Source organism: Allobosea sp. 05T439, assembly GCF_056396005.1.
The window spans coordinates 117,463-137,254 of sequence record NZ_JBFTKP010000003.1; the positions used below are offsets into that span (position 1 = coordinate 117,463).

Annotated in this window: 17 protein-coding genes; 10 read left to right on the forward strand and 7 right to left on the reverse strand. The window is 66.4% G+C overall.

The window, feature by feature from the left end; translation table 11 throughout:
• Window positions 1–187: 187 nt before the first annotated feature.
• Complete coding sequence (locus AC1DIO_RS04520; RefSeq protein ID WP_441504638.1) at window positions 188–529, reverse strand: hypothetical protein; 342 nt, start codon at window positions 527–529, stop codon at window positions 188–190.
• A gap of 126 nt (window positions 530–655) precedes the next feature.
• Between AC1DIO_RS04520 and AC1DIO_RS04525 the strand changes: the two genes are divergently transcribed.
• Window positions 656–844 (forward strand): hypothetical protein, encoded by a 189-nt coding sequence (locus tag AC1DIO_RS04525; protein WP_441504639.1) that lies wholly within the window; start codon window positions 656–658, stop codon window positions 842–844.
• Between the two features lie 276 nt (window positions 845–1,120).
• Here the strand turns inward: AC1DIO_RS04525 and AC1DIO_RS04530 are convergent, their stop codons facing one another.
• On the reverse strand, window positions 1,121–2,530 hold the full coding sequence (locus AC1DIO_RS04530; RefSeq protein ID WP_476853158.1) for an amidohydrolase family protein: 1,410 nt from the start codon (window positions 2,528–2,530) through the stop codon (window positions 1,121–1,123).
• Window positions 2,531–2,550: 20 nt separating this feature from the next.
• Window positions 2,551–3,243 (reverse strand): FadR/GntR family transcriptional regulator, encoded by a 693-nt coding sequence (locus AC1DIO_RS04535; RefSeq protein ID WP_441504641.1) that lies wholly within the window; start codon window positions 3,241–3,243, stop codon window positions 2,551–2,553.
• A gap of 205 nt (window positions 3,244–3,448) precedes the next feature.
• Here AC1DIO_RS04535 and AC1DIO_RS04540 point away from each other — a divergent pair, with 205 nt between their 5' ends.
• From AC1DIO_RS04540 to AC1DIO_RS04570, 7 genes are read left to right on the forward strand one after another with little or no spacing between them, the layout of a single operon-like run.
• Window positions 3,449–4,510: an ABC transporter substrate-binding protein gene (locus AC1DIO_RS04540; RefSeq protein ID WP_441504642.1), complete on the forward strand. Its 1,062-nt coding sequence runs from the start codon at window positions 3,449–3,451 to the stop codon at window positions 4,508–4,510.
• A gap of 31 nt (window positions 4,511–4,541) precedes the next feature.
• Window positions 4,542–5,603, forward strand: coding sequence for an ABC transporter substrate-binding protein (locus tag AC1DIO_RS04545; protein WP_441488544.1), 1,062 nt, complete (start codon window positions 4,542–4,544; stop codon window positions 5,601–5,603).
• A gap of 5 nt (window positions 5,604–5,608) precedes the next feature.
• On the forward strand, window positions 5,609–6,865 hold the full coding sequence (locus AC1DIO_RS04550) for an ABC transporter permease (protein WP_441504643.1): 1,257 nt from the start codon (window positions 5,609–5,611) through the stop codon (window positions 6,863–6,865).
• A 1-nt stretch (window position 6,866) separates the two neighbouring features.
• Window positions 6,867–7,700: an ABC transporter permease gene (locus AC1DIO_RS04555; RefSeq protein ID WP_476853159.1), complete on the forward strand. Its 834-nt coding sequence runs from the start codon at window positions 6,867–6,869 to the stop codon at window positions 7,698–7,700.
• Entirely contained in the window at window positions 7,700–9,169 is a 1,470-nt protein-coding gene (locus AC1DIO_RS04560; protein ID WP_476853160.1) for an amidohydrolase family protein, read from the forward strand. Before AC1DIO_RS04555 ends, AC1DIO_RS04560 begins: the two co-directional genes overlap by 1 nt.
• A gap of 3 nt (window positions 9,170–9,172) precedes the next feature.
• Window positions 9,173–10,288, forward strand: coding sequence for an ABC transporter ATP-binding protein (locus AC1DIO_RS04565; RefSeq protein WP_441504646.1), 1,116 nt, complete (start codon window positions 9,173–9,175; stop codon window positions 10,286–10,288).
• 5 nt (window positions 10,289–10,293) lie between these two features.
• Window positions 10,294–11,859, forward strand: coding sequence for an amidohydrolase family protein (locus tag AC1DIO_RS04570; protein WP_441504647.1), 1,566 nt, complete (start codon window positions 10,294–10,296; stop codon window positions 11,857–11,859).
• An 89-nt stretch (window positions 11,860–11,948) separates the two neighbouring features.
• On the opposite strand, the gene AC1DIO_RS04575 is transcribed toward AC1DIO_RS04570, so the two are convergent.
• Genes AC1DIO_RS04575 through AC1DIO_RS04585 form a run of 3 tightly spaced genes read right to left on the reverse strand, consistent with a single transcriptional unit; the run spans window position 11,949 to window position 14,273 of the window.
• On the reverse strand, window positions 11,949–13,181 hold the full coding sequence (locus AC1DIO_RS04575) for an amidohydrolase family protein (protein ID WP_476853161.1): 1,233 nt from the start codon (window positions 13,179–13,181) through the stop codon (window positions 11,949–11,951).
• Between the two features lies 1 nt (window position 13,182).
• Window positions 13,183–14,109, reverse strand: a complete 927-nt coding sequence (locus AC1DIO_RS04580; RefSeq protein WP_441504649.1) for a DUF1989 domain-containing protein — start codon at window positions 14,107–14,109, stop codon at window positions 13,183–13,185.
• Window positions 14,106–14,273, reverse strand: a complete 168-nt coding sequence (locus AC1DIO_RS04585) for a hypothetical protein (RefSeq protein WP_441504650.1) — start codon at window positions 14,271–14,273, stop codon at window positions 14,106–14,108. The genes AC1DIO_RS04580 and AC1DIO_RS04585 overlap by 4 nt, the downstream gene beginning before the upstream one ends.
• Before the next feature lie 169 nt (window positions 14,274–14,442).
• On the opposite strand from AC1DIO_RS04585, the gene AC1DIO_RS04590 reads away from it, so the two are divergent.
• Entirely contained in the window at window positions 14,443–16,029 is a 1,587-nt protein-coding gene (locus AC1DIO_RS04590; protein ID WP_476853162.1) for an ABC transporter substrate-binding protein, read from the forward strand.
• Window positions 16,030–16,347: 318 nt separating this feature from the next.
• Window positions 16,348–18,699, forward strand: coding sequence for a xanthine dehydrogenase family protein molybdopterin-binding subunit (locus AC1DIO_RS04595; protein WP_476853163.1), 2,352 nt, complete (start codon window positions 16,348–16,350; stop codon window positions 18,697–18,699).
• Window positions 18,700–18,703: 4 nt separating this feature from the next.
• Here AC1DIO_RS04595 and AC1DIO_RS04600 read toward each other — a convergent pair whose 3' ends face one another.
• On the reverse strand, window positions 18,704–19,774 hold the full coding sequence (locus AC1DIO_RS04600; RefSeq protein ID WP_441504653.1) for a helix-turn-helix domain-containing protein: 1,071 nt from the start codon (window positions 19,772–19,774) through the stop codon (window positions 18,704–18,706).
• Window positions 19,775–19,792 lie beyond the last annotated feature (18 nt).

Below are 19,792 nucleotides of genomic sequence, written 5' to 3' on the forward strand. Positions count from 1 at the left end.
TCAAGTCGCTCTCCGCGCGGCATCGACGCGCCCGACCGGCAGGAACAGGGTCGCCGCCCATCGGGCGCATTCCCCACCTGCAAGGGACGAACCACAAGCCCTGCCGACCGGACGGCACGAGGATGCCCCTCCTTCAGGCCAGCGTCCCGGACCGCCCGAGAGTCGACGCGTTGCGCTGGCGCGGCAATCAATTGGGCTTCGTGGCGCCCCCGACAGGGTTGCTTTGGTGCATAGGCTGCCCGTCAGGGCTCATGTCCCGGCCGTAGTCGCGGTTCTGCTGGCTGTCGGCAGCAGAGGGCGGCCTGTTCGGCTCGGGGCGATTGGCGCCCGGCGCATACTGTGTCGCGCCGCTGCCAGTGCCCTGCTGCGGCGCCATTCCCGACGATCCCGAGCCAGTCCCGGTGCCCTCCTTGTGTTCCGGCCCGGCCATCGAGGGGGATGGTGCCGGCTGGGCCTGTGCATGAGCCGCGCACAGCAAGGCAGTCAGTGCCGTCCCGAAGAGGAACGCTCGCATGGGGTTTGAACTCATCGGATTCCTCCAGCGCGATTTCGCCTCACACGGAGGACCACAATCAGCTAACGTCAGCGCCGCGAGCAGGGTTCCAGCGGCCCGGAACCTGACATCGAGGCATGCAGAGGGCCGGAGGTTCAGCCAATGCCTGAGAACGCGTCCAAGCAGGATCTCGACGATCAGATTGCGATCGCCCGACGGAATATCGCCGATCTGATGGAGCAAGCCACCGCGACCTCGGGATCGGGCGCGGAAGAGGCCATCGCGAACCGGATCGAGGAACAACAGGACCGGCTCAACACATTGCTGAAGCAGCGCGAGGCGATGGGATAGGACGGCGTTCCAAGGGCTTGTGCTGAAGGGCGGTTCGTTGCCACGCCGCTCCCAGTGCATTTTCAGCCACGGCCAGGGGCTGCTTCTCCCAATGCGGCACGCAGATCACCTGGCGCCGGAAATCCATGCGACGAGCAGCTGGCGTCATAAACCCGCCGCTCGCTTCGCGATGCTCTGGCTGAAGGACTTCAAGGCGAGCAGGCGCCCCGATGCCGGCGGCGGCGATTGCAACCTCCCCCGCCGGTCCGCTTCAGGGTCTGACTTTGCGGCCAGCAGCTACCATTGCGGCAATGGCTTGTAGCGACKACCGGCAACGATCTCGCGGACATGGTCGCGGCCGGCCAGTGCCTCGCCGCGAAGCCTGTCGATATCGATCGTCGTGAAAGCACCGTTGGAATAGAGCACCTTGCCCGCAACGATCGTGCTCGTGACCTCGGCCCGGCTGGCATAGCGCAGCAATTCGCTCGAGAGATGCTGCATCGACATCAGATGCGGACCGCTTCCATCCAGTACGACGATGTCGGCGGCCTTGCCGGGCTCGAGCGATCCGGCAATGTCGTCGATTCTGAGCACCGAGGCGGCCTCGATCGTCGCCATGTCGATGATGTCGCCGGCGGCGAGAAAATCCGCGTCATAGCCGGCGATGCCCCATTTCACGCCATGGATGAGCCAGGCAGCGCGCATGTTGACGAAGATGTCGTTGGCCTGGTTGTCGCAGCCGAGAGCGACCCGGATGCCGGCCGCACGGAAGCGCGGCAGGTTCGGGATCGCGTTGAGATTGGCGACGCATTCGACCGGGGAATGCGCCAGGCCGGCATGGCCGCGCGCCAGCAGCTCGATCTCCTTTTCGCTGGCAAGCACCGCATGGACGGCAACGAGATGCTCGTCGATGACACCGAGATCCGCCAGGCGCTCGACGGGTCTGCGGCCGAAGACCGACAGGCAGAACTCGACCTCCTCGCGGTCGCGCCCGATATGGACCTGGATCGTCGTATCGTGCCGCCGCGCCAGCTCCGCCCCGCCGCGGAAATAGGCCTCGGAGAAATTCATCAGGGCCGACACGTTGACGGAGCCGCGGATCAGGCCGTCGCCGCGCGGCGGATGGCGTCTCAGGAACTCCTCGGTGGCGGCGAGCTCGCGCTCGGCCTCTCCCTCCCGGGCCTTGTACCAGGAGCGGTCGGCGATCTGGCTGTAGAGCGCGGCATGGTGGAAGTCCTGGTCGGCGGCGCCGCGCGCCATGACGCAGCGTATGCCGGTCTCCTCGATCGCGGCGACGATTGCCGGCTCGTGGGCGGGGTTCAGCGTGCCCTCGCACATCGTGGTGATGCCGGAACGCAGGAGCTGCGCTGCGAGCAGGCGCACGGTCGTACCGGCCTGTTCGGCGTTCAGCGAGCGCTGCGCCGGGCTGTAAAGACGCGGAATCATCGGCAATTCGCCGCTGGTCAGCGAGCGCACGAAACATTGCGTGCAATGGGTGTGGGCGTCGATGAAGCCCGGCATGATGATGGCGTGCTCGTCGCCGAGAACCTGCTCGCAACGGTAGCGCGAGGCGATCTCCTGGCGCGGGCCGACTGCCAGAATACGCCCGCCGCGCGAGACGACCATGCCGTCCTCGATGACGGCCCGGTTCCTGTCCATGGTGACAATGCGACCGCGGACTCCGAGGTCGACGCTTTCCTGCTGCACTGACGGCTCCTGTATCGGGTTCAGAGGATGAAAGGCTCGCCCGGGCGCAGTGCGTCATAGGCTTGGGAAATCGTGTCCATATGCGTCATCACGGCCTGCCAGGCCTCGTGGGCATCGCGCCGGGCGATAGCCTCCGCGATCCGCCGGTGTTCGGCGCTGAAATGGGCGCGCCGCTCCGGCCGCAGCACCGCGCGGCGCATGGCGCCCCAGACGATCTCCTTGCGAGCCCGGTTGACGGTCTCGAACAGCTCGATCGCCAGCGGATTGCCGCAGGCAGCGGCGATCGCGCGGTGAAACCCCTCGTCGAAGACCTCGTAGGCATCCATGTTGCGCGCAGCCGCACAGCGGCGGCAGGCGGCCTCGATCTCGGCGATCTGAGCGGCTGAAGCGTTCACGGCAGCGAGCGAGGCGAGCGACGGCTCGAGCATCCTGCGCGCGTCGTGGATATTGCGCGGACTGCAATTGGCCACAGTGCCTTCCGTCGCCGCCTCGATCTCCGTGCGCCGGCCGCGAAAGGTGCCCCGGCCGACATGGCGCCAAAGTGAGCCGCGGGCCTCGAGACGCTCCAGCGCGTGCCGGACGGCATGCCGGGTCACGCCAAGACGCGCCGCAAGTTCACGCTCGGTCGGCAGGCGGCGGTCGCTGTCCTGAATGGTCCCCTCGAAAATCAACTCGATGCTCTCCTCGAGCGTCGATCTAATCTCATCGGTCATCCGCTGGCGAGTCATAATTGCAACCAATCATTTGTCTGGTTGAAAAGCAGATGCCTAAGCTTTGCGCCACATGTCAAGAAATAACGAGCACATACCCCATTGACAGCGCCTATCGTGACGTGTGGATTATCAACCAGACGGGACACAATGCGATAAAAAACGCAACCAATATAGCAACCAATCGATCGGGATGGAGATCTTCGACATGGCGGTACGGAACGGACTGGCTGCCGGGCTGGCGCTCTTCGCATGCCTTCTGCCCATGGCGGCGGCCGCGGGTTCAATCACGGTGGCGAATAATGGCGGTGCTGCCGGCGCGGGTTATCGCGACGCCTATTACAAGCCCTTCACGGCGAAGACCGGTCACGTCGTCGTCGACGATTCCTTCAACCAGGAACTCGCCAAGCTCCGTTCGCAGGTCGAAACGGGCAATCTTGTCTGGGATGTGGTCAGCCTGACCGCGATCAACGAGGCGACAGCCTGCGAAGAAGGCCTGATCGAGCGCATCGACTGGGCGCGCTATGTCGATCCCAAGGACTTCGCCGCAGTCGGCGGCTTCGGCCAATGCGGATTACCGAACAATTTCGTGTCCGGCTCCCTGGTCTACGACACCAAGCGCTATGAAGGCGGGGAGGCCCCCAGGACCTGGGCGGATTTCTGGGACGTCAAGAAATTCCCCGGCAAGCGCGGCCTGCTCTACCGCGCCGAGCAAACGCTCGAGGTCGCGCTGATGGCCGATGGCGTGCCACCGGCCGAGGTCATGACGGTGCTCGCGGCGCCGGGCGGCGTCGACCGCGCCTTCAGGAAGCTTGCCGAGCTCAAGCCCCATATCAAATGGTGGAAGAGCGGCGACGAGTCGATGCAGAACATCCTTACCGGCGAGGTCGTCATGACCTTCGCCTGGAACGGGCGGGTCGCGATCGCCAACCGCACCAACAATCGCGCGCTCAAGATCGAATTCGGCGCCGGCCATGTCTCAGGCAGCCAGATGATCGCGATCATGAAGGGCACCAGGAAAAAGGACATCGCGCTGGATTTCCTGGCTCTCGCCTCCTCGCCAGAACCGCAGGCGGCCTTCGCACGGACCATCGACTACGCGCCGGCCAATGCGAAAGCCTATGCCTTCATGAGCGAGGCCGAGCGCGCCACGCTGCCGGCCAATCACCTGCACCTCGCCTCGCTGCAAAGCGGCCAGCTCTATCTCGACTTCTGGCTCAACAATGGCGACGCGCTGCTGCAGCGCTTCATCACCTTCGCCGCCCAGTAATCCAGCCGTCCCCGGCACAGGGAGCCGTGACATGAAGACCTCGAAGGCCATTCTCGCCATCGGGCTGGCGTTTGCCGGACTTGCCGTCCAGCCCGCCACGGCCCAGTCGCTTACGGTCGCGAACCAGGGCGGCCAGCCCGGCGAGCTCCAGCGCAAGACCGTGTTCGAGCCCTTCACCGCCGAGACGGGCATCAAGATCAATATCGACACGTTCAACCAGGAACTTGCCCGCATCAGGACGCAGGTCGAGACCGGCAACCTCGTCTGGGATGCCATCAGCCTGAACCCGATCAACGAAGCGGCCGGCTGCGAAGAGGGGCTGCTGGAGAAGATCGACTGGTCGAACTATGTCGATGCGAAGGCCTTCGAAGCGGTCGGCGGCTTCGGTGCCTGCGGTGCCCCCTATCTCGCCTCCCCCGGCACGCTGGTCTACGATTCCGACAAGCTCAGCGGCGATGCGGCGCCCCGTAGCTGGGCCGATTTCTGGAACGTCGCGAAATTTCCCGGCAAGCGCGCGCTGATGTATCAGCCCGACCAGACCGTCGAAATCGCGCTGATGGCTGACGGCGTCGCGCCCTCCGACGTGGTCAAGGTGTTGACCGGGCCGGGGGGCCTCGACCGGGCCTTCCGCAAGCTGGCCGAGATCAAGCCGCATGTGAAATGGTGGAAGAGCGGCGACGAGTCGATGCAGCTCCTGCTCACCGGCGAGGTCAGCATGGGCTATGGCTGGCTCGGCCGTGTCAACGCCGCCAATGCCTCGAACAACCGCAAGCTGCGCATCGTCTGGGATGCCGGCTACACCAACGCGCTGATCTATTTCGGCGTCCTGAAGGGCTCGCCTCGCAAGGATGCGGCGGCCAGGCTGATCGCCTATCAGCTGTCGCCGCCCGCCCAGGCCCGCTACATGGAGCAACTCGGCAACCCGCCGGCCAATTCCGACGCGAATGCGCTGCTCAGCGAGGCCAGGCGCGCCGCCCTGCCCGATCCCAAGGCGCGCAACGGCATGATGCAGGCGGGCCCGACCTATATCAATTTCTGGCTCGACAATGGCGACGCCATCCGCCAGCGCTTCGCAACCTTCGTGGCCCAGTGATGAGCATGGCCGCGACATCTCATGAGTTGGCAGCAGCGCCGACGCCACGGACGGCCAGTCTCGCCGCCCAGGTCGGCGCGGCGGAGCGACGCCATCTCTGGCGGATGCTGGCGCTGCTCGCGCCGAGCGTGCTGTTCACCGCCTTCTTCTTCGTGGTGCCGCTGGCGCTGTTCATGTTCCGCAGCGTCGACAATCCCGAGGTGCCCGGCTACCTGCCGCAGACCGCGGCGGTGATGCAGGCCTGGTCGGGCCAGGGCGAGCCGGACGAAGCGGCCTTCGCGGCGCTGGCCGCGGACCTGCGGGCAATCCGCGACACCCCGGCGCTCGGGCTGATCGGCCGCCGGCTGAATTACGCGCTGCCCGGCTTCCGGGGTCTGCTGACCCGCACGGCGCGGCGCCTGCCGGCCGTGGATGACACCGCGACGAAGGCAGCCTTCCTCGCCATCGACGAGAAGTGGCGGGATCCGGCGATCTGGGGCGTGCTGCACCAGCAATCGGGCCGCCTGACGAGCTTCTACCTGCTGACCGCGCTCGACCTCGAAAAGGCGCCGGACGGCGAGATCCGCCGCGTCGCGCCGGAGCAGCGCATCTTCATCGATCTCTACGGCCGCACGCTGACGGTCAGCCTCGGCGTCACGGCGCTGTGCCTGCTGATCGGCTATCCCGTCGCCGCCGTGATGAGCAGGGCCGGCCCACGCGCCGCAAGCTGGATGCTGATGCTGGTGCTCGTGCCGTTCTGGACCTCGCTGCTGGTCCGCAGCACCGCCTGGGTCATCCTGCTGCAGAACGAGGGGCTGGTGAACAAGAGCCTGATCGCGCTCGGCCTGATCGACCAGCCGCTGGCGCTGATCTTCAACCGGGCCGGCGTCTTCATCGCCATGGTCCATGTGCTGCTGCCCTATGCGATCCTGCCGATCTACAGCGTGATGAAGGGTATTTCCGGCAATCACCTGCGTGCAGCCGCTTCTCTCGGCGCGCCGCCGCTGCGGGTCTTCCGCACGGTCTACCTGCCCCTGACGCTGCCTGGACTGGCAGCGGGCGGAACGCTCGTCTTCGTGCTCTCCGTCGGCTTCTACGTCACCCCGGCGCTCGTCGGTGGGCCTGGCGACCAGATGATCGGCTATTTCATCGCCTATTTCACCAATTCGGCGGTCAACTGGGGCCTGGCCTCGGCGTTGGGCGCCCTCCTCCTGCTCGTCGTCGCGGCGATCTATCTCGCGCTCGGCAAGCTCGTCGGCTTCGACCGGCTCAGGGTGCGCTGACATGGCCGCTGCAACTCACATCCCCGCCACCGAGCGGGCCGTCCTGATCGGGTCCCGGATCTTCACGACCCTGGTCTTCGTCTTCCTGATCGCGCCGATCTTCGTCGTCGTGCCGCTGTCGCTGACCGCGGGACAATTGCTCGTCTTCCCGCTGCCGGGGCTTTCCCTGCAATGGTATCGCGAGTTCTTCACCAACCCGCTCTGGACCGGCGCGCTCGCCAACAGCGTCTTCGTCGCCCTCGTCACCACGGTCGCGGCGACGACGCTGGGAACCACGGCGGCGCTCGGCCTGCACGGCGCCCGCTTCCGGTTCAAGCCGATCCTGGTCGCCCTGCTGGTGACGCCGATCGCAGTTCCGGTGGTGATCATCGCGGTCTCGGCCTTCTATTTCTTCGCGTCGATCAATCTCGTCGGCACCTATCTCGGGCTCATCCTGGCCCATATCGCGCTGGCGCTGCCCTTTGTCGTGATCACCGTGTCGGCGACGCTGCAGAGCTTCKACCCCAATCTGCCGCGAGCCGCGGCCAGCCTGGGCGCCTCGCCGCTGCGGACCTTGCGCACCGTGACGCTGCCGATCATCGCGCCGGGCGTCGCCTCAGGCGCCGTCTTCGCCTTCGTCACCTCATTCGACGAGCTCGTGATCGCCCTGTTCCTCACCAGCCCGCAGCAGCGGACCCTGCCGCGCCAGATCTTCAGCGGCGTCAGCGAGAATATCTCGCCGACGATCACGGCAGCGGCCGTGGTGCTCCTCGTCGTCTCGGTGCTGCTGATGCTGGTCATGGAGTGGCTGCGCGCCCGCTCGCAACGCTTGCGAAACCCCTTGGAGACCGCCTGATGCCCGCCGCTACCGTAGACCTGCTGATCGAAGGTGGAACCGTCATCGCCTTCGACGGACAGGAGCACCGCTATCTCGAGGGCGGCACCATCGCCATCTCCGGAGACGAGATCGTCGCCGTMGGACCGGGCTTTGCCGGAGAGGCGAAGCGGCGCATCGATGCGCGCGGGAGGATCGTCATTCMTGGCCAGATCAGCACGCATGCCCATATCGGCGCGCATGAAGGCCCGCGACAGCTGATCGACAGCGGCCGGCGCGACTTCATCCGCTCGAGCTTCCTGCATTTCCTGCCGGCGAGCCGCTCCGGCCGCCCCGGCTTCCTCGCTCCGCAGGATGCGCGCGCCTCGCTGCGCTATGGCTTCGCCACGCTGCTTCGGCAGGGCGTCACCACCGTCCTCGCCTTTGCCCCGGCCGGGCCGCGCGACGGCGAGCTGATGCTGGAGGTGGCGCAGGAATTCGGCATCAGGCTCGTCTGGGCACCGATCGTCGCCGGTGGTCGCTACTGGCTCGAGGATGACGGACGGGTCGTGCGCGAACTCGATGATGCCGCAGGCCTGAAATCGCTGGAAGCCAGCGCCCGTTTCATCGAGACGCATCGCGGCGCTCTCGACGGCCGGCTGTCCGGCGTGATCGCGCTCGACGAATATTATGTCTCGACTCCGGCGCTGAGGCGCGAGGCGAAGCAGGTGGCGCGCGGGCTCGGCGTGCCCTTCACCCTGCATTTCGTCGAGCAGCACCGCGAGTTCTTCGAGACGATGGGTGCGACGGGCAAGACCCCGGTCCAGTGCCTGGCCGAGGAAGGCCTGCTCGACGAAGCAACCATCCTGGCGCATTGCGTCTATATCGCCTCGCACCGTGCGGTCGGCTATCCGCTCGAGGACGACATCGCGATCCTCGGCGCGGCCAAGGTCAATGTCGCGCATTCCCCGGTCGCCTTTTCCCGGCGCGGGCTCGCTCTCGAGAGTTTCTCCCGCTATCGCCGGGCCGGCATCAATGTCGCGCTCGGCACCGATACTTATCCGCTCGACATGTTCTCGGAGATGCGGATGGCGTCGCTGATGAACAAATTCGCCGACAACAATCATGAGGAGGCGCCGGCAGAAAGCGTCTTCTCCGCGAGCAACCTTGCCGGCGCGCAGGCGCTGGGACGCCCCGATCTCGGGCGGATCGCGCCCGGCGCCAAGGCCGATCTCGTCGTCATCGACCCGCGCTCGCTCACCTTCGGCCCCAATCCCGACCCGGTCAGGGCGATCGTGCATCTGGCGACCCCGGAGATGATCGACAGCGTGATCGTTGCTGGCCGCCTGCTCGTCGAGGGCAAGCGGCTGCTGGTCGCCGACGAGGACGAGATCATCGACGCGGCCGCCCGTTCGAGCCGGGCCGTCTGGGACGGTCACGCCGCACATGACATCCTCGGCCGCAGCGCGGCTGAGCGCTTCCCGCCCTCCCTGCGCGCCTGGACGGAGTAGGCCATGACCCTCACCGCAACCGCACATCGCGACGCGCCTGTCCCCAGCGCGCCGCTCGTCAGCTTCTCGCATGTCCAGAAGAGCTATGACGGCCAGGTCCTCGTCGTGAAGGACCTGTCCCTCGACATTGCCCGGGGCGAATTCCTCACGCTGCTCGGCCCCTCAGGCTCGGGCAAGACGACGAGCCTGATGATGCTGGCCGGCTTCGAGACGCCGACCAATGGCAGCATCACCTTGCAGGGCCGCGACATCACCGCACTGCCGCCCTACAAGCGCGGGATCGGCATGGTCTTCCAGAACTATGCGCTGTTTCCGCACATGACGGTGGCCGACAATGTCGCCTACCCCCTGCGGGCGCGAAAGCTATCCGAACCGGAAATCGCGCGGCGGGTGGCGACTGCGCTCGACATGGTCAAGCTCGGGGCGTTCGGCAAGCGCATGCCGGCGCAGCTTTCCGGCGGCCAGCAGCAGCGTGTCGCGCTGGCCCGCGCGCTCGTCTTCGAGCCCGAGCTGATCCTGCTCGACGAACCGCTGGGCGCGCTCGACAAGCAGTTGCGCGAGCGCATGCAGTACGAACTGAAGCAGATCCACGAACGGCTCGGCGTCACCATGGTCTATGTGACGCATGATCAGGAAGAGGCCCTGACCATGTCGGACCGGATCGCCGTGTTCGACCAGGGCAGGATCCAGCAGCTCGCGACGCCGGAGGAACTCTACGAGAGCCCGGCCAATGCCTTCGTCGCGGGCTTCGTCGGCGAGAACAACAGTCTCGACGGCGTCGTCGTGGGCCGCAGCGATGCGACGGTCACCGTGCGCCTCGCCGACGGGGTCGAGGTGGTGGCGCAGTCCATCGATGCGCTCGCGATTGGGGACGAGGCGGTGCTGTGCCTGCGCCCGGAACGGATCGCCCTGACGCCGGGAGAGACCGAGAACAAATATGTGCTCGAGGTCGAACGGCTGGTCTATCTCGGCGAGGCGACCCGCGTCGTCTTCCAGCTCGGCGGGCAGGAGCTGATCGCGAAGGCCGATCCGATGCGCTTGCCCCAGGAGCTCGCGCGCGGCGCCCGGATCGAAATCGGCTGGCGAGCGGACGAGTGCCGCGCCTTTCGCAAGGGCTGAACCGCTTGAACGAGAACCCTGCGAGCACGCAGAGCACGATCGTACGGGGCCGCCATGTCCTGTGCGGCGTCGACGGCGACGACCGCGCCCGGATCATCACCGACGGCGCCCTGCTCATCGAAGCTGGCCGCATCGCCGAGATCGGGCCGGCCTCTGAGCTGATCGCCCGCCATCCCGGCGCCGCATGCATCGGACGGCCGACCGATCTCGTCATGCCCGGGCTGGTCAACGCCCATCACCATACCGGGCTGACGCCGCTCCAGCACGGCACGCCGTTCCTGCCGCTGGAACTCTGGCTGCCGCGCTTTCTCGGCTGGCGCGGGCTCGACCCCTATCTCGACACGCTCTACTCCGCGATCGAGATGATCGAGTCGGGCGTGACCACCGTCCAGCATCTGCATGGCGGACCGGTCGGCCCGCGCGCGCGCTGGCTCGATGCGCCGGACGCGATCATGCGGGCCTATGCCGAGATCGGGATGCGGGCGTCCTTCTCCTTCATGTGGCGCGACCGGAACAGGATCGTCTACGGGGCCGACGAGACTTTTCTCGCAAGCCTGCCGTCGCCGCTCCGCGAACAGCTCGCGGCGATCCTGGCAACGGCCCAGACCTTGGTCGAGACATTGACGGAGCATTTCGAAGCCCTGGCGGAACGCTGGGGCCAACCCGCCGATGGCATGAGCCGGGTCCAGCTGGCGCCGTCCAACCTGCAATGGTGCACGCGCGAGAGCCTGATCGCGCAGCGCGACCTCGCCCAGCGCCATGATGTGGGGCTGCATATGCATCTGCTGGAGACGCCGTATCAGCGCCGGTTCGCCGAGATGGACACCGACGGCTCCGCCGTCCGCCACCTCGCCGATCTCGGGCTGCTGGGCCCGCGCATGACGATCGGCCACGGCATCTGGTGCAGCGACGCCGATATCGCGCTGCTCGCCGAGAGCGGCACCTGCGTCTGCCACAATGCAAGCTCCGGGCTGCGGCTGCGCAGCGGCATCGCGCCCGTCAAGGAGTTCGACCGGGCCGGCATTCCGGTCGCGCTCGGCATCGACCAGGCCGGCATCAATGACGACCGCGACATGCTGCAGGAGATGCGCCTCGCCTGGAACCTGCAGCGCACGCCAGGCCATGCCTACGAACCGCTTTCCGAGGCGCGCATCTTCCGGATGGCCAGCGAGCACGGCGCGGCGACGACGGGCTTTGCCGGCCTGGTCGGCCGGCTCGAGCCCGGGCGTGCGGCCGATATCGTCGTGATCGACTGGGAACAGCTGGCGCAGCCCTATCTCGATCCCGACGCCGAGATCGTCTCGGCGCTGGTGCAGCGCGCCAGAACGGGGATGATCCGCGATGTGCTGATCGACGGGCGCCACGTGCTGCGCGACGGGCGCATCGCCACGATCGACAAGGAAAAGCTGCTCAGCGAGATCGAAGCGGCCATGCAGCGCCCCCCGAGCGAGGCCGAGACGGCACGGCGCGCCTTCGTCAAGGCGCTCGACCCGCATCTGCGCGCCTTCTACGCCGACTGGCCGCTTCCATCCGCGGCAGATGCCTACCGCAGCTTCAACGCGCGGCGCTAGTATCCGCGATCTCCGGGCAGGCGCTCGCCGAGGACGGCGGCGCCAGCAGGGAGATGCGCCGCCGCGCTCGTGACGAGGCCGAAACCGCTCTACGCAGCAGCAGCGGCCGTGATCTCGCTGTGGCGCGCGATCACCCTGCCCTGCCTGACAACCGTCCGGTTCGGCGCGCGCGAGACGATTGCGTCGGCGAGCGTCTCGCCCGTCAGGAGAACGAGATCGGCCCGTGCTCCGTCATGCAGTCCGTAATCTGCGACGCCCAGGGCCAGCGCCCCGCCGAAGGTGCAGCTGTCAAGCGCCAGCTCGAGATCGTCGTCGCGGCGAAAGCCGTTGCGCTGAGCGACCAGCATCGCGCGTTCCAGCATGTCGGCATTATTGAAGGGGCCCCATGTGTCGCGGACGCCGTCCGAACCGGAACAGACGATGACGCCGAGCGAAGCCAGCAGAGCAAGGCTCGGGCACGCCCTGGCAAGGGGCGCCGTCGTCATGATCGCGACCTGCTMGCGCGCCAGCATCTCGCCGAGACGACCGGCATGAGCCGGTCCGATATCGCCCAGGCAGAAGGCGTGGCTGATCATCACGCGCCCCTGAAGGCCGAGCGCCCGCGTGCGCTCGAGGATCAGTTCAACACTGAAGGCTCCGAGCTCTCCAGGTTCGTGCAGATGGATATCGATCGGCTTGGCTGAACGCTCGGCAAGGCCGAATGTCATGTCCAGGCTGCCGCGCGGATCACGGTCGATCTGGCTGGGGTCGAGGCCGCCGACGATATCCGCGCCGATGCGGAGGGCCTCCTCCATCAGCTCGAGGGTGCCGGGCCGCGAGAGCAGGCCCGCCTGCGGAAAGGCAACGGTCTGCACCTCGATCGTCCCGCGGCATGCGTCCCGTGATCTGAGCACGCCCTCCAGCGGCGACAGGCCGACATCGGTGTCGATCGCGACATGGCCGCGAAGCAGGGTCGACCCCAATTCCGCCGACCGGACAAGCTGGCGCGTCGACTGCAATTCCGGGTCGATCCCTCGCCGGCGCAGTTCATCCTTCTCCGCCTGGATCTTGTCGGCCAGGGCCGGGCCGACCTCGTTTCGGAACCAGGGCAGCCCAAGCAAGGAATAGCCCAGATGCGTGTGGGCTTCGACGAGTCCGGGGATGACGATCCTGCCGCAGCCATCCTCCACGGCGCTCCCTTCGGGCGCTGCAAGTTCGTCGCCCGTCGCAGCAATCGTGCCGTTCCGGATCAGGATATCCTGGGGCGGCGAGAGAGGGAGGCCCCGGCCTCGCCAGAGGCGGACCTGCCTGATGAGCAGAGAACCCGTTGGTGCGACCTGCATCCTATGCTCCGTCGACAGCAGGAGCGCCGCTCTTCGCAGCCAGGAAGCGCGCCTCCCACCAGGAGAAGACGATGTCGCGCAGCGCCGCCCCGTCGTCGTCGCCGTGCACAGCATGGCGCAGTACTTCGAGGCGTGCGACATCCTCCTCCGTCAGATCGATCTCGATCCGGACCTGCTGCAACGGGACATTGGTGAATTCCGGCTTGTAGGCCGGATCGCGGCTCAGTTCCCGGTCGGCCTTGATCGTCGGATTCCTGAAGTCGCGCGGCGTGCGCTGGCTGGACAGGATCGGCGTGCGCGGAACCCGCGCGAGATCCTCCTCCGTCGATTCGAGAATGATCACCTCGACCGGCTTCAGCGCGAAATTGCTCGTGCGCATGATATCGGCGCCGCAGACATTCGGCACAGCCAGAACATCCATCAGAGCCAGGAGATCGACATAGTCGCCGGCCCGCGAAGCCTGTCGCGTGATCGTTGCCGATCCGTTTTCGGTGATCTCCGTGCACATGAACAGGTTGAAGCTGTCATGCACGTCGTCCGGCGTCAGCCCGTATTCGCGTTGCGCTTCGGCCTGGATGTCGTGGCAGTTGGTGTGCCGTGCGAAGCCATAGGCGCTCTCATAGAGATAGGCGCTGCAACGCGGGAAGAGCACATCGTTCCGGCCGTAGGTATCTTCAAAAATATAGAGCATCGCCCGCTCGCGCGGCGGCGCCGACCAGAGGAACGTGCCCTTGCTGGGATTGAAGCCGTGCACCGTGCGCGTGCGCCCGCAATGCATGAATTCCTTGTAATCATGAAGATTGAAGCAGTTGAAGTCGACGCATTGCTGCCCCTCGATCTGCTGGATACGCAGAATCTGGCCCGCCCTGACTTCGATGGCCTTCCCGGTACCGGGCTCGAGCCGGATCCTGGCGACTTCCGTCCTCATTGCCGTGCGCTCCCGCCATTCGTCGTCGCCTGCTTCGCCGCAGCCTCGCGCAGCGCGAGTTGTACGAGCGCCTGCACATCGCGCTCCCCGGTCGCTGCGATCGCGCGCCCGAGTAACTCGATCTGCTGCTGATTGAGCTGAAGAACCACGCGACGGGTTGTCATTTGTGCCTACCGTTTTTGCCTCGCCACCGTGACGCTAGCACAGGATTGCATACAGTCACCCCTAAAAACACGCCACAATCCATAAAGGCTATTGCATGCAAAAACAGAACAATATCGTATGCATTTATTGTCGACAGTGCGATCCCGCACGACAATGGTGGAGGGATGGATGGGCCGTTTGCTTTCGATGGTGATGGCAGCCGCTTTCGCGGCGGGCGTCGGACATGCCGGAATGGGAGGCGCCGAAGCGCAGACTCTCAAATGGGGGTCGCCCCGCKAGATCGGCTCGCTGGACCCCTACTCCTACGGAGATACTTACGCCCTGTCGGTGCTAAACCATGTCTATGAGGGGCTGGTTCGCTACAGCGGCAAGCAGGAAATCGAACCCGCCCTCGCCACCGCCTGGACCGTCGCCTCGCCGACGCTCTGGCGCTTCACTTTGCGCCCCGGCGTCACCTTCCACGACGGCGCCCCCTTCAGCGCTGACGACGTTATCGCATCGCTGGAGCGGATCACGCATCCGACCTCGCCCATGCGGGGAGAGCTGCACGGCTACAAGAGCGCCCGAAAGGTCAACGACTCCGTCATCGAGATCGAGCTCGACAGCCCCAATCCGCTGCTTCTGAACGACCTGACCAATGTCCACATCTTCAACAAGGCGTGGCTGGTCGCGAATAACAGCCTTCTGCCCACCGATGCCGGCAAGGGCGTCGAGGGTTTCGCCACAAACAACACGAACGGCACCGGCCCGTTCAAGGTCGTCTCGCGGCGACGGGACACCCAGACAGTCTTCGTCAGGAACACTGGCTGGTGGGACAAGCCCGTCCATAATCTGGAGCGCATCGAATTCGTGCCGATTACGTCGGCGGCGACCCGCGTCGCGGCCATGCTGTCGGGCGAGATCGATTTCACAAACTCCGCTCCGCTCCAGGACCTGAGCCGTCTCGCGGCCTCGCCGGATATCAAGGTCCTGCAGGCGAACGAGGTGCGCTCGACATTCTTCGGGTTCAACTGGCGACAGCGGCTCGTGGAAAGCGATGTGCAGGACAAGAATCCGCTGCGCGACATCCGCGTCCGCGAAGCCATGTATCGCGGCATCGACGTCGCCGCGATCCAGTCGCGCGCCATGCGTGGCCTGTCTCGCACCACCGGCGCCCTTGTCGCGCCATCGATCCCGGGCTTCACGCCCGAGCTCGACCAGCGCCTGCCCTTCGACGCCGCCGAAGCACGCCGGCTTCTGACCGAGGCCGGGTATCCCAACGGCTTCTCCTTTCTGATGAACTGCGCCAGTGACGCACTCATCAACGAGGAGGAATTCTGCCAGGCCGTCGCCTCGATGTGGTCCCGCATCGGCCTGCGGCCCAATCTCAGCATCGCCCCGCGCAGCCAGCAGACGCCGAAGCGGGTTCGCGGCGAGTTCGACGTCGTCGCCTTCGGCTGGGCCAATGAGCCCACCCTGGATTCGTCCTCGCTGTTGACACAGGTGATCCACAAGAAGGACGCCGCGGCCGGCGTCTTCAACTGGGGCGAATGGGGCGATGACAGGATCGACGCCCTGAACGCCCAGGCCGCCGTCGAGAACGACGCCGCCAAGCGCACCGCCATGCTGACCGCGGCGATGAAAATCGCCAAGGATCAGCACATGTTCCTGCCAATGCATCAGCAACCCATGGCCTGGGCCGCCCGGTCGCGGATCACGTCCCTGGTGCAGAACTCGGACAACAAGCCGCGGATGTGGCTCACCGTCGTGAAGTAGAACCCGGCCCCGGTCAGCCCCGTGGCCTATCCGCCCGCACGCTGCTTCGCCATGATGCGCCGCGATCCCGATCGCGGCGCATCTCTTGTTCCAGGCCTACGCCGAGCCAGATAGAGCGGCCGTGCCCCTCCCAGGGTTCAGCGCCACCCCTTCGGATGGCGCCCAGAACCAGAACCTCCCTCCGGGCGGCTGACTTTTCGGAATGCGCCGCCTGCGGATAGCGCCTATGCGACATCTGCAGGACAGGCGCCGCCATTTTGGGTCAGTCTAGCGACGTTGCCTGCCGGTCGGCTCGCACGTTACTCACGGTGCCTCCTGATGAATAAGCACACGCCCTCAGCGGAGCTTTCGACGATGCCATTCGAGGTCGGCCAGCCCGTCCCGCGCAACGAGGACCCCGTGCTCGTGCGCGGCGAGGGCCGCTATACCGATGACGTCTCGCTGGAGGGGCAGCTCTACGCGGCCTTCGTCCGCAGCCCGCACGCGCATGGCGTCCTGCGCGGCATCGATATCTCGCAGGCCGAAGCCATGAAGGGCGTCGTCGCGATCTATCGGGGGGAGGATCTCGCGGGCCAAGGCTACGGCTTGCTGAAATGCGTTGTCGAGCATCCCAATCGGGACGGCAGCCCGATCAGGAAGCCCGCCCGCAACGCCCTGGCGACCGACAAGGTCCGCTTTGTCGGCGATCCCATCGCGATGGTCGTGGCTCGCACGGCCATCCAGGCGCGCGATGCGGCCGAGGCCGTGCTGCTCGATATCGAGATCCTGCCCGCGGTCACGGCCAACGAGGATGCCCTCAAGCCGGACGCGCCGCAACTCTATGACGACGTCCCCGGCAATGTGGTCCTCGACTATCATTTCGGCGATGCCAGCAAGGTCGCGGCCGCTTTTGCCAGCGCCGCCCATGTCACGAAGCTGCGCATCGTCAACAGCCGCATCGTGGTGAACCCGATCGAGCCGCGTGCGGCGGTCGGAACCTATGACCGCAAGACCGGCCGCTACACGCTGCATGCGCCGAGCCAGGGCGCGTTCGGGATGCGCAACAACCTGGCCGCGGCAATGGGCGTGCCGGCGGAACGGATGCGGCTGCTMACCGGCCATGTCGGCGGCTCCTTCGGGATGAAATCCTCGGTCTTCCCCGAATATGTCGTGCTGCTGCACGCGGCCCGCCTGCTGAAGAAGCCGGTGAAATGGACCGATCAGCGCTCCGAGAGTTTTGTCTCGGACTATCATGGCCGCGACATGGTCTTCGAGGCCGAGCTGGCGCTCGACGCGCGCGGCCGGTTCCTGGCGACGCGCTTCAGCGGCATCGGCAATATGGGCGGCTATCTCTCGCCTGTCGGGCCGATGATGGCGACGACGAATATCGGCAAGAACAGCATCGGCATGTACCGCACGCCGCTCGTCGAGGTGCAGACCAAATGCGTCGTCACCAACACGGCACCGATCGGCGCCTATCGCGGCGCCGGGCGCCCCGAAGGCAATTACTTCATGGAGCGGCTGATCGATGCGGCCGCCGTGGAAATGGGGATCGACAAGACCGTCCTGCGGCGGCGCAACCTCGTCGCTCCGCAGCAACTGCCCTGGGCGACGCCGGTCGGGACGCTGTATGACAGCGGCGATTTCCCGGCCCTGTTCGCAGAAGCGCTCAAGGCGGCCGACTGGAAGGGCTACGGGGCGCGGCAGCGCCAGAGCCGGAAGGCCGGCAAGCTCCGCGGCCGCGGCATCGGCTGCTATCTCGAGGTCACCGCGCCGCCAAGCAATGAAATGGCCGGCCTCCATTTCGAAGCCGATGGCAGCGTGACCATCGTCACCGGCACGCTCGATTACGGACAGGGCCACTGGACGCCCTTCGCCCAGGTGCTGACGAGCAAGCTCGGCGTGCCCTTCGACAAGATCCGACTCGTCCAGGGCGACAGCGACCGGCTGATCGCGGGCGGCGGCACCGGCGGCTCCAAATCGATCATGGCGAGCGGGTCGGCCATCATGGAAGCGGGCGATCGCGTCATCGAGAAGGGCAAGCTCCTGGCCGCCCATTTTCTGGAAGCCGGCGTCGCCGATCTCGAGTTTGGCCGTGGCCGGTTCACGATCGCCGGGACCGACCGCGCGATCGGTATCATGGAGCTCGCGGAACGGGTGCGCATGACCCCCGACCTGCCCAAGGAGCTGCCCCGGAGCCTGGATGTCGATCATGTCTTCAAGTCGGCGCCATCGGCCTATCCCAATGGCTGTCATGTCGCCGAGGTCGAGATCGATCCTGAGACCGGGGAGGTCGCGGTGGTCAGCTATGTCATGGTCAATGATTTCGGCACGATCGTGAACCCGTTGATCGTCGCGGGGCAGCTGCATGGCGGCGTCGCGCAGGGCATCGGCCAGGCGCTCTACGAGATGACCGCCTATGACGAGGCCGGCCAGCTCATGACGGGGTCCTATATGGACTACGCGATGCCGCGCGCTGCCGACCTGCCCTTCTTCTCATTCGCCAGTCAGGGCAGCCCGACCGCGACCAATCCCGTCGGCGCGAAAGGCTGCGGCGAGGCCGGCTGCGCGGGCTCGCTGCCCTCGGTGATGAACGCGCTCGTCGATGCGCTCTCGCCCTATGGCGTGCGGCATGTCGACATGCCGGCGACGCCACAGGCGATCTGGCGGATGATTCACGGGGGGAAGTGAGAGATCATTTCGGCAGGGGGCCCGCCCCGAGCTGCTGCGCATATTGGTCGAAATGAACCTGCACATGCTGGAGGCGCTGATCGGCGAAGGGGCGTGCGGCTGCCGCGTCACGGGCTTCACCCGGGGCCATTCCGAAGCGCGCGCGGAAGGCGCGGTGAAACTGGGCGCTGTTGGAGAAGCCCTGTTCATGCGCGATCTGCGTGATCGAGCGTGATGGCGCGGCGGGACTGGCCAACTCGCGGAACGAGGCGTCGAGCCGCTTCTCGCGGATGATCGTGGCGACACCGCCATCGCCGGCAAACATCCGGTAGAGATGCGCGCGCGAGACCCGGAAGCGGGAAGTCAGCACGGCCGGGTTGAGGCCGGGATCCGACAGATTGGCCTCGATGAACGCCAGGATGCGCTGACGCAGGACGTTTCCCAGCACGGGGTCCTGAAGAGCGATCCCCGGCGCGTGACGAGCGAGGCCCGAGGCGATGAGGAAGATCGCCGATTCCTCGATCGCCCGCAGGTCGTCGTCGCTCATCACGGGCGAGACATGGGACAGGCTGACGATGAAGTCGCTCAGGAGGCGCGTGATCGGATCTCCGGTCCTGAGCACCAGGCCATGCAGGTTGCGCCCCCCCGCCACCCGGTCGACCCGCTCCCGCGGCAGGACCAGCGACAGCGTGGAGCCGGTCCGGACCCTGCTCCTGAAGGTCCGGGCGAGGTCGAAGACGCAGATATCGCCAGGGCCGACCGATATCGCCTCCCCCTCGCAATCGGCCTCGAGTGTGCCGGCGACGAAGAGCTGGACGAAGTACTGATCCAGCCCGCCCTGCAGGATGGTGCGCCGGTCCCGGCTGTATTGCTGCTGGTTGAAGCTGGTCGGACCGATCAGCAGTGCGCCCAGCGCCCGCGAGCGGATCGAGCCCTCAAGCACAGCTCCGCGATCGTCGGGATGCGCCGTCGTCTCGAAGAACGGGCGGGAGATCTCGCGCCAGAGATCGCTGCGCAGGTCAGGCTCGACCATGTCGGTCGACAGGACGAGCTCTTCCGCCGCCACCGGAGCAGTCGCCCCCCGGGCCTGCCGCATCGCTCGCTCTCCCCCGCC

Bases quoted from the DNA above. Each gene is read 5' to 3' on its own strand.
- AC1DIO_RS04550 (WP_441504643.1), top strand. From the start codon at position 5,609: ATGGCCGCGACATCTCATGAGTTGGCAGCAGCGCCGACGCCACGGACG.
- AC1DIO_RS04535 (WP_441504641.1), bottom strand. From the start codon at position 3,243: ATGACCGATGAGATTAGATCGACGCTCGAGGAGAGCATCGAGTTGATT.
- AC1DIO_RS04520 (WP_441504638.1), bottom strand. From the start codon at position 529: ATGAGTTCAAACCCCATGCGAGCGTTCCTCTTCGGGACGGCACTGACT.
- AC1DIO_RS04585 (WP_441504650.1), bottom strand. From the start codon at position 14,273: ATGACAACCCGTCGCGTGGTTCTTCAGCTCAATCAGCAGCAGATCGAG.
- AC1DIO_RS04525 (WP_441504639.1), top strand. From the start codon at position 656: ATGCCTGAGAACGCGTCCAAGCAGGATCTCGACGATCAGATTGCGATC.
- AC1DIO_RS04580 (WP_441504649.1), bottom strand. From the start codon at position 14,109: ATGAGGACGGAAGTCGCCAGGATCCGGCTCGAGCCCGGTACCGGGAAG.
- AC1DIO_RS04565 (WP_441504646.1), top strand. From the start codon at position 9,173: ATGACCCTCACCGCAACCGCACATCGCGACGCGCCTGTCCCCAGCGCG.
- AC1DIO_RS04540 (WP_441504642.1), top strand. From the start codon at position 3,449: ATGGCGGTACGGAACGGACTGGCTGCCGGGCTGGCGCTCTTCGCATGC.
- AC1DIO_RS04600 (WP_441504653.1), bottom strand. From the start codon at position 19,774: ATGCGGCAGGCCCGGGGGGCGACTGCTCCGGTGGCGGCGGAAGAGCTC.
- AC1DIO_RS04545 (WP_441488544.1), top strand. From the start codon at position 4,542: ATGAAGACCTCGAAGGCCATTCTCGCCATCGGGCTGGCGTTTGCCGGA.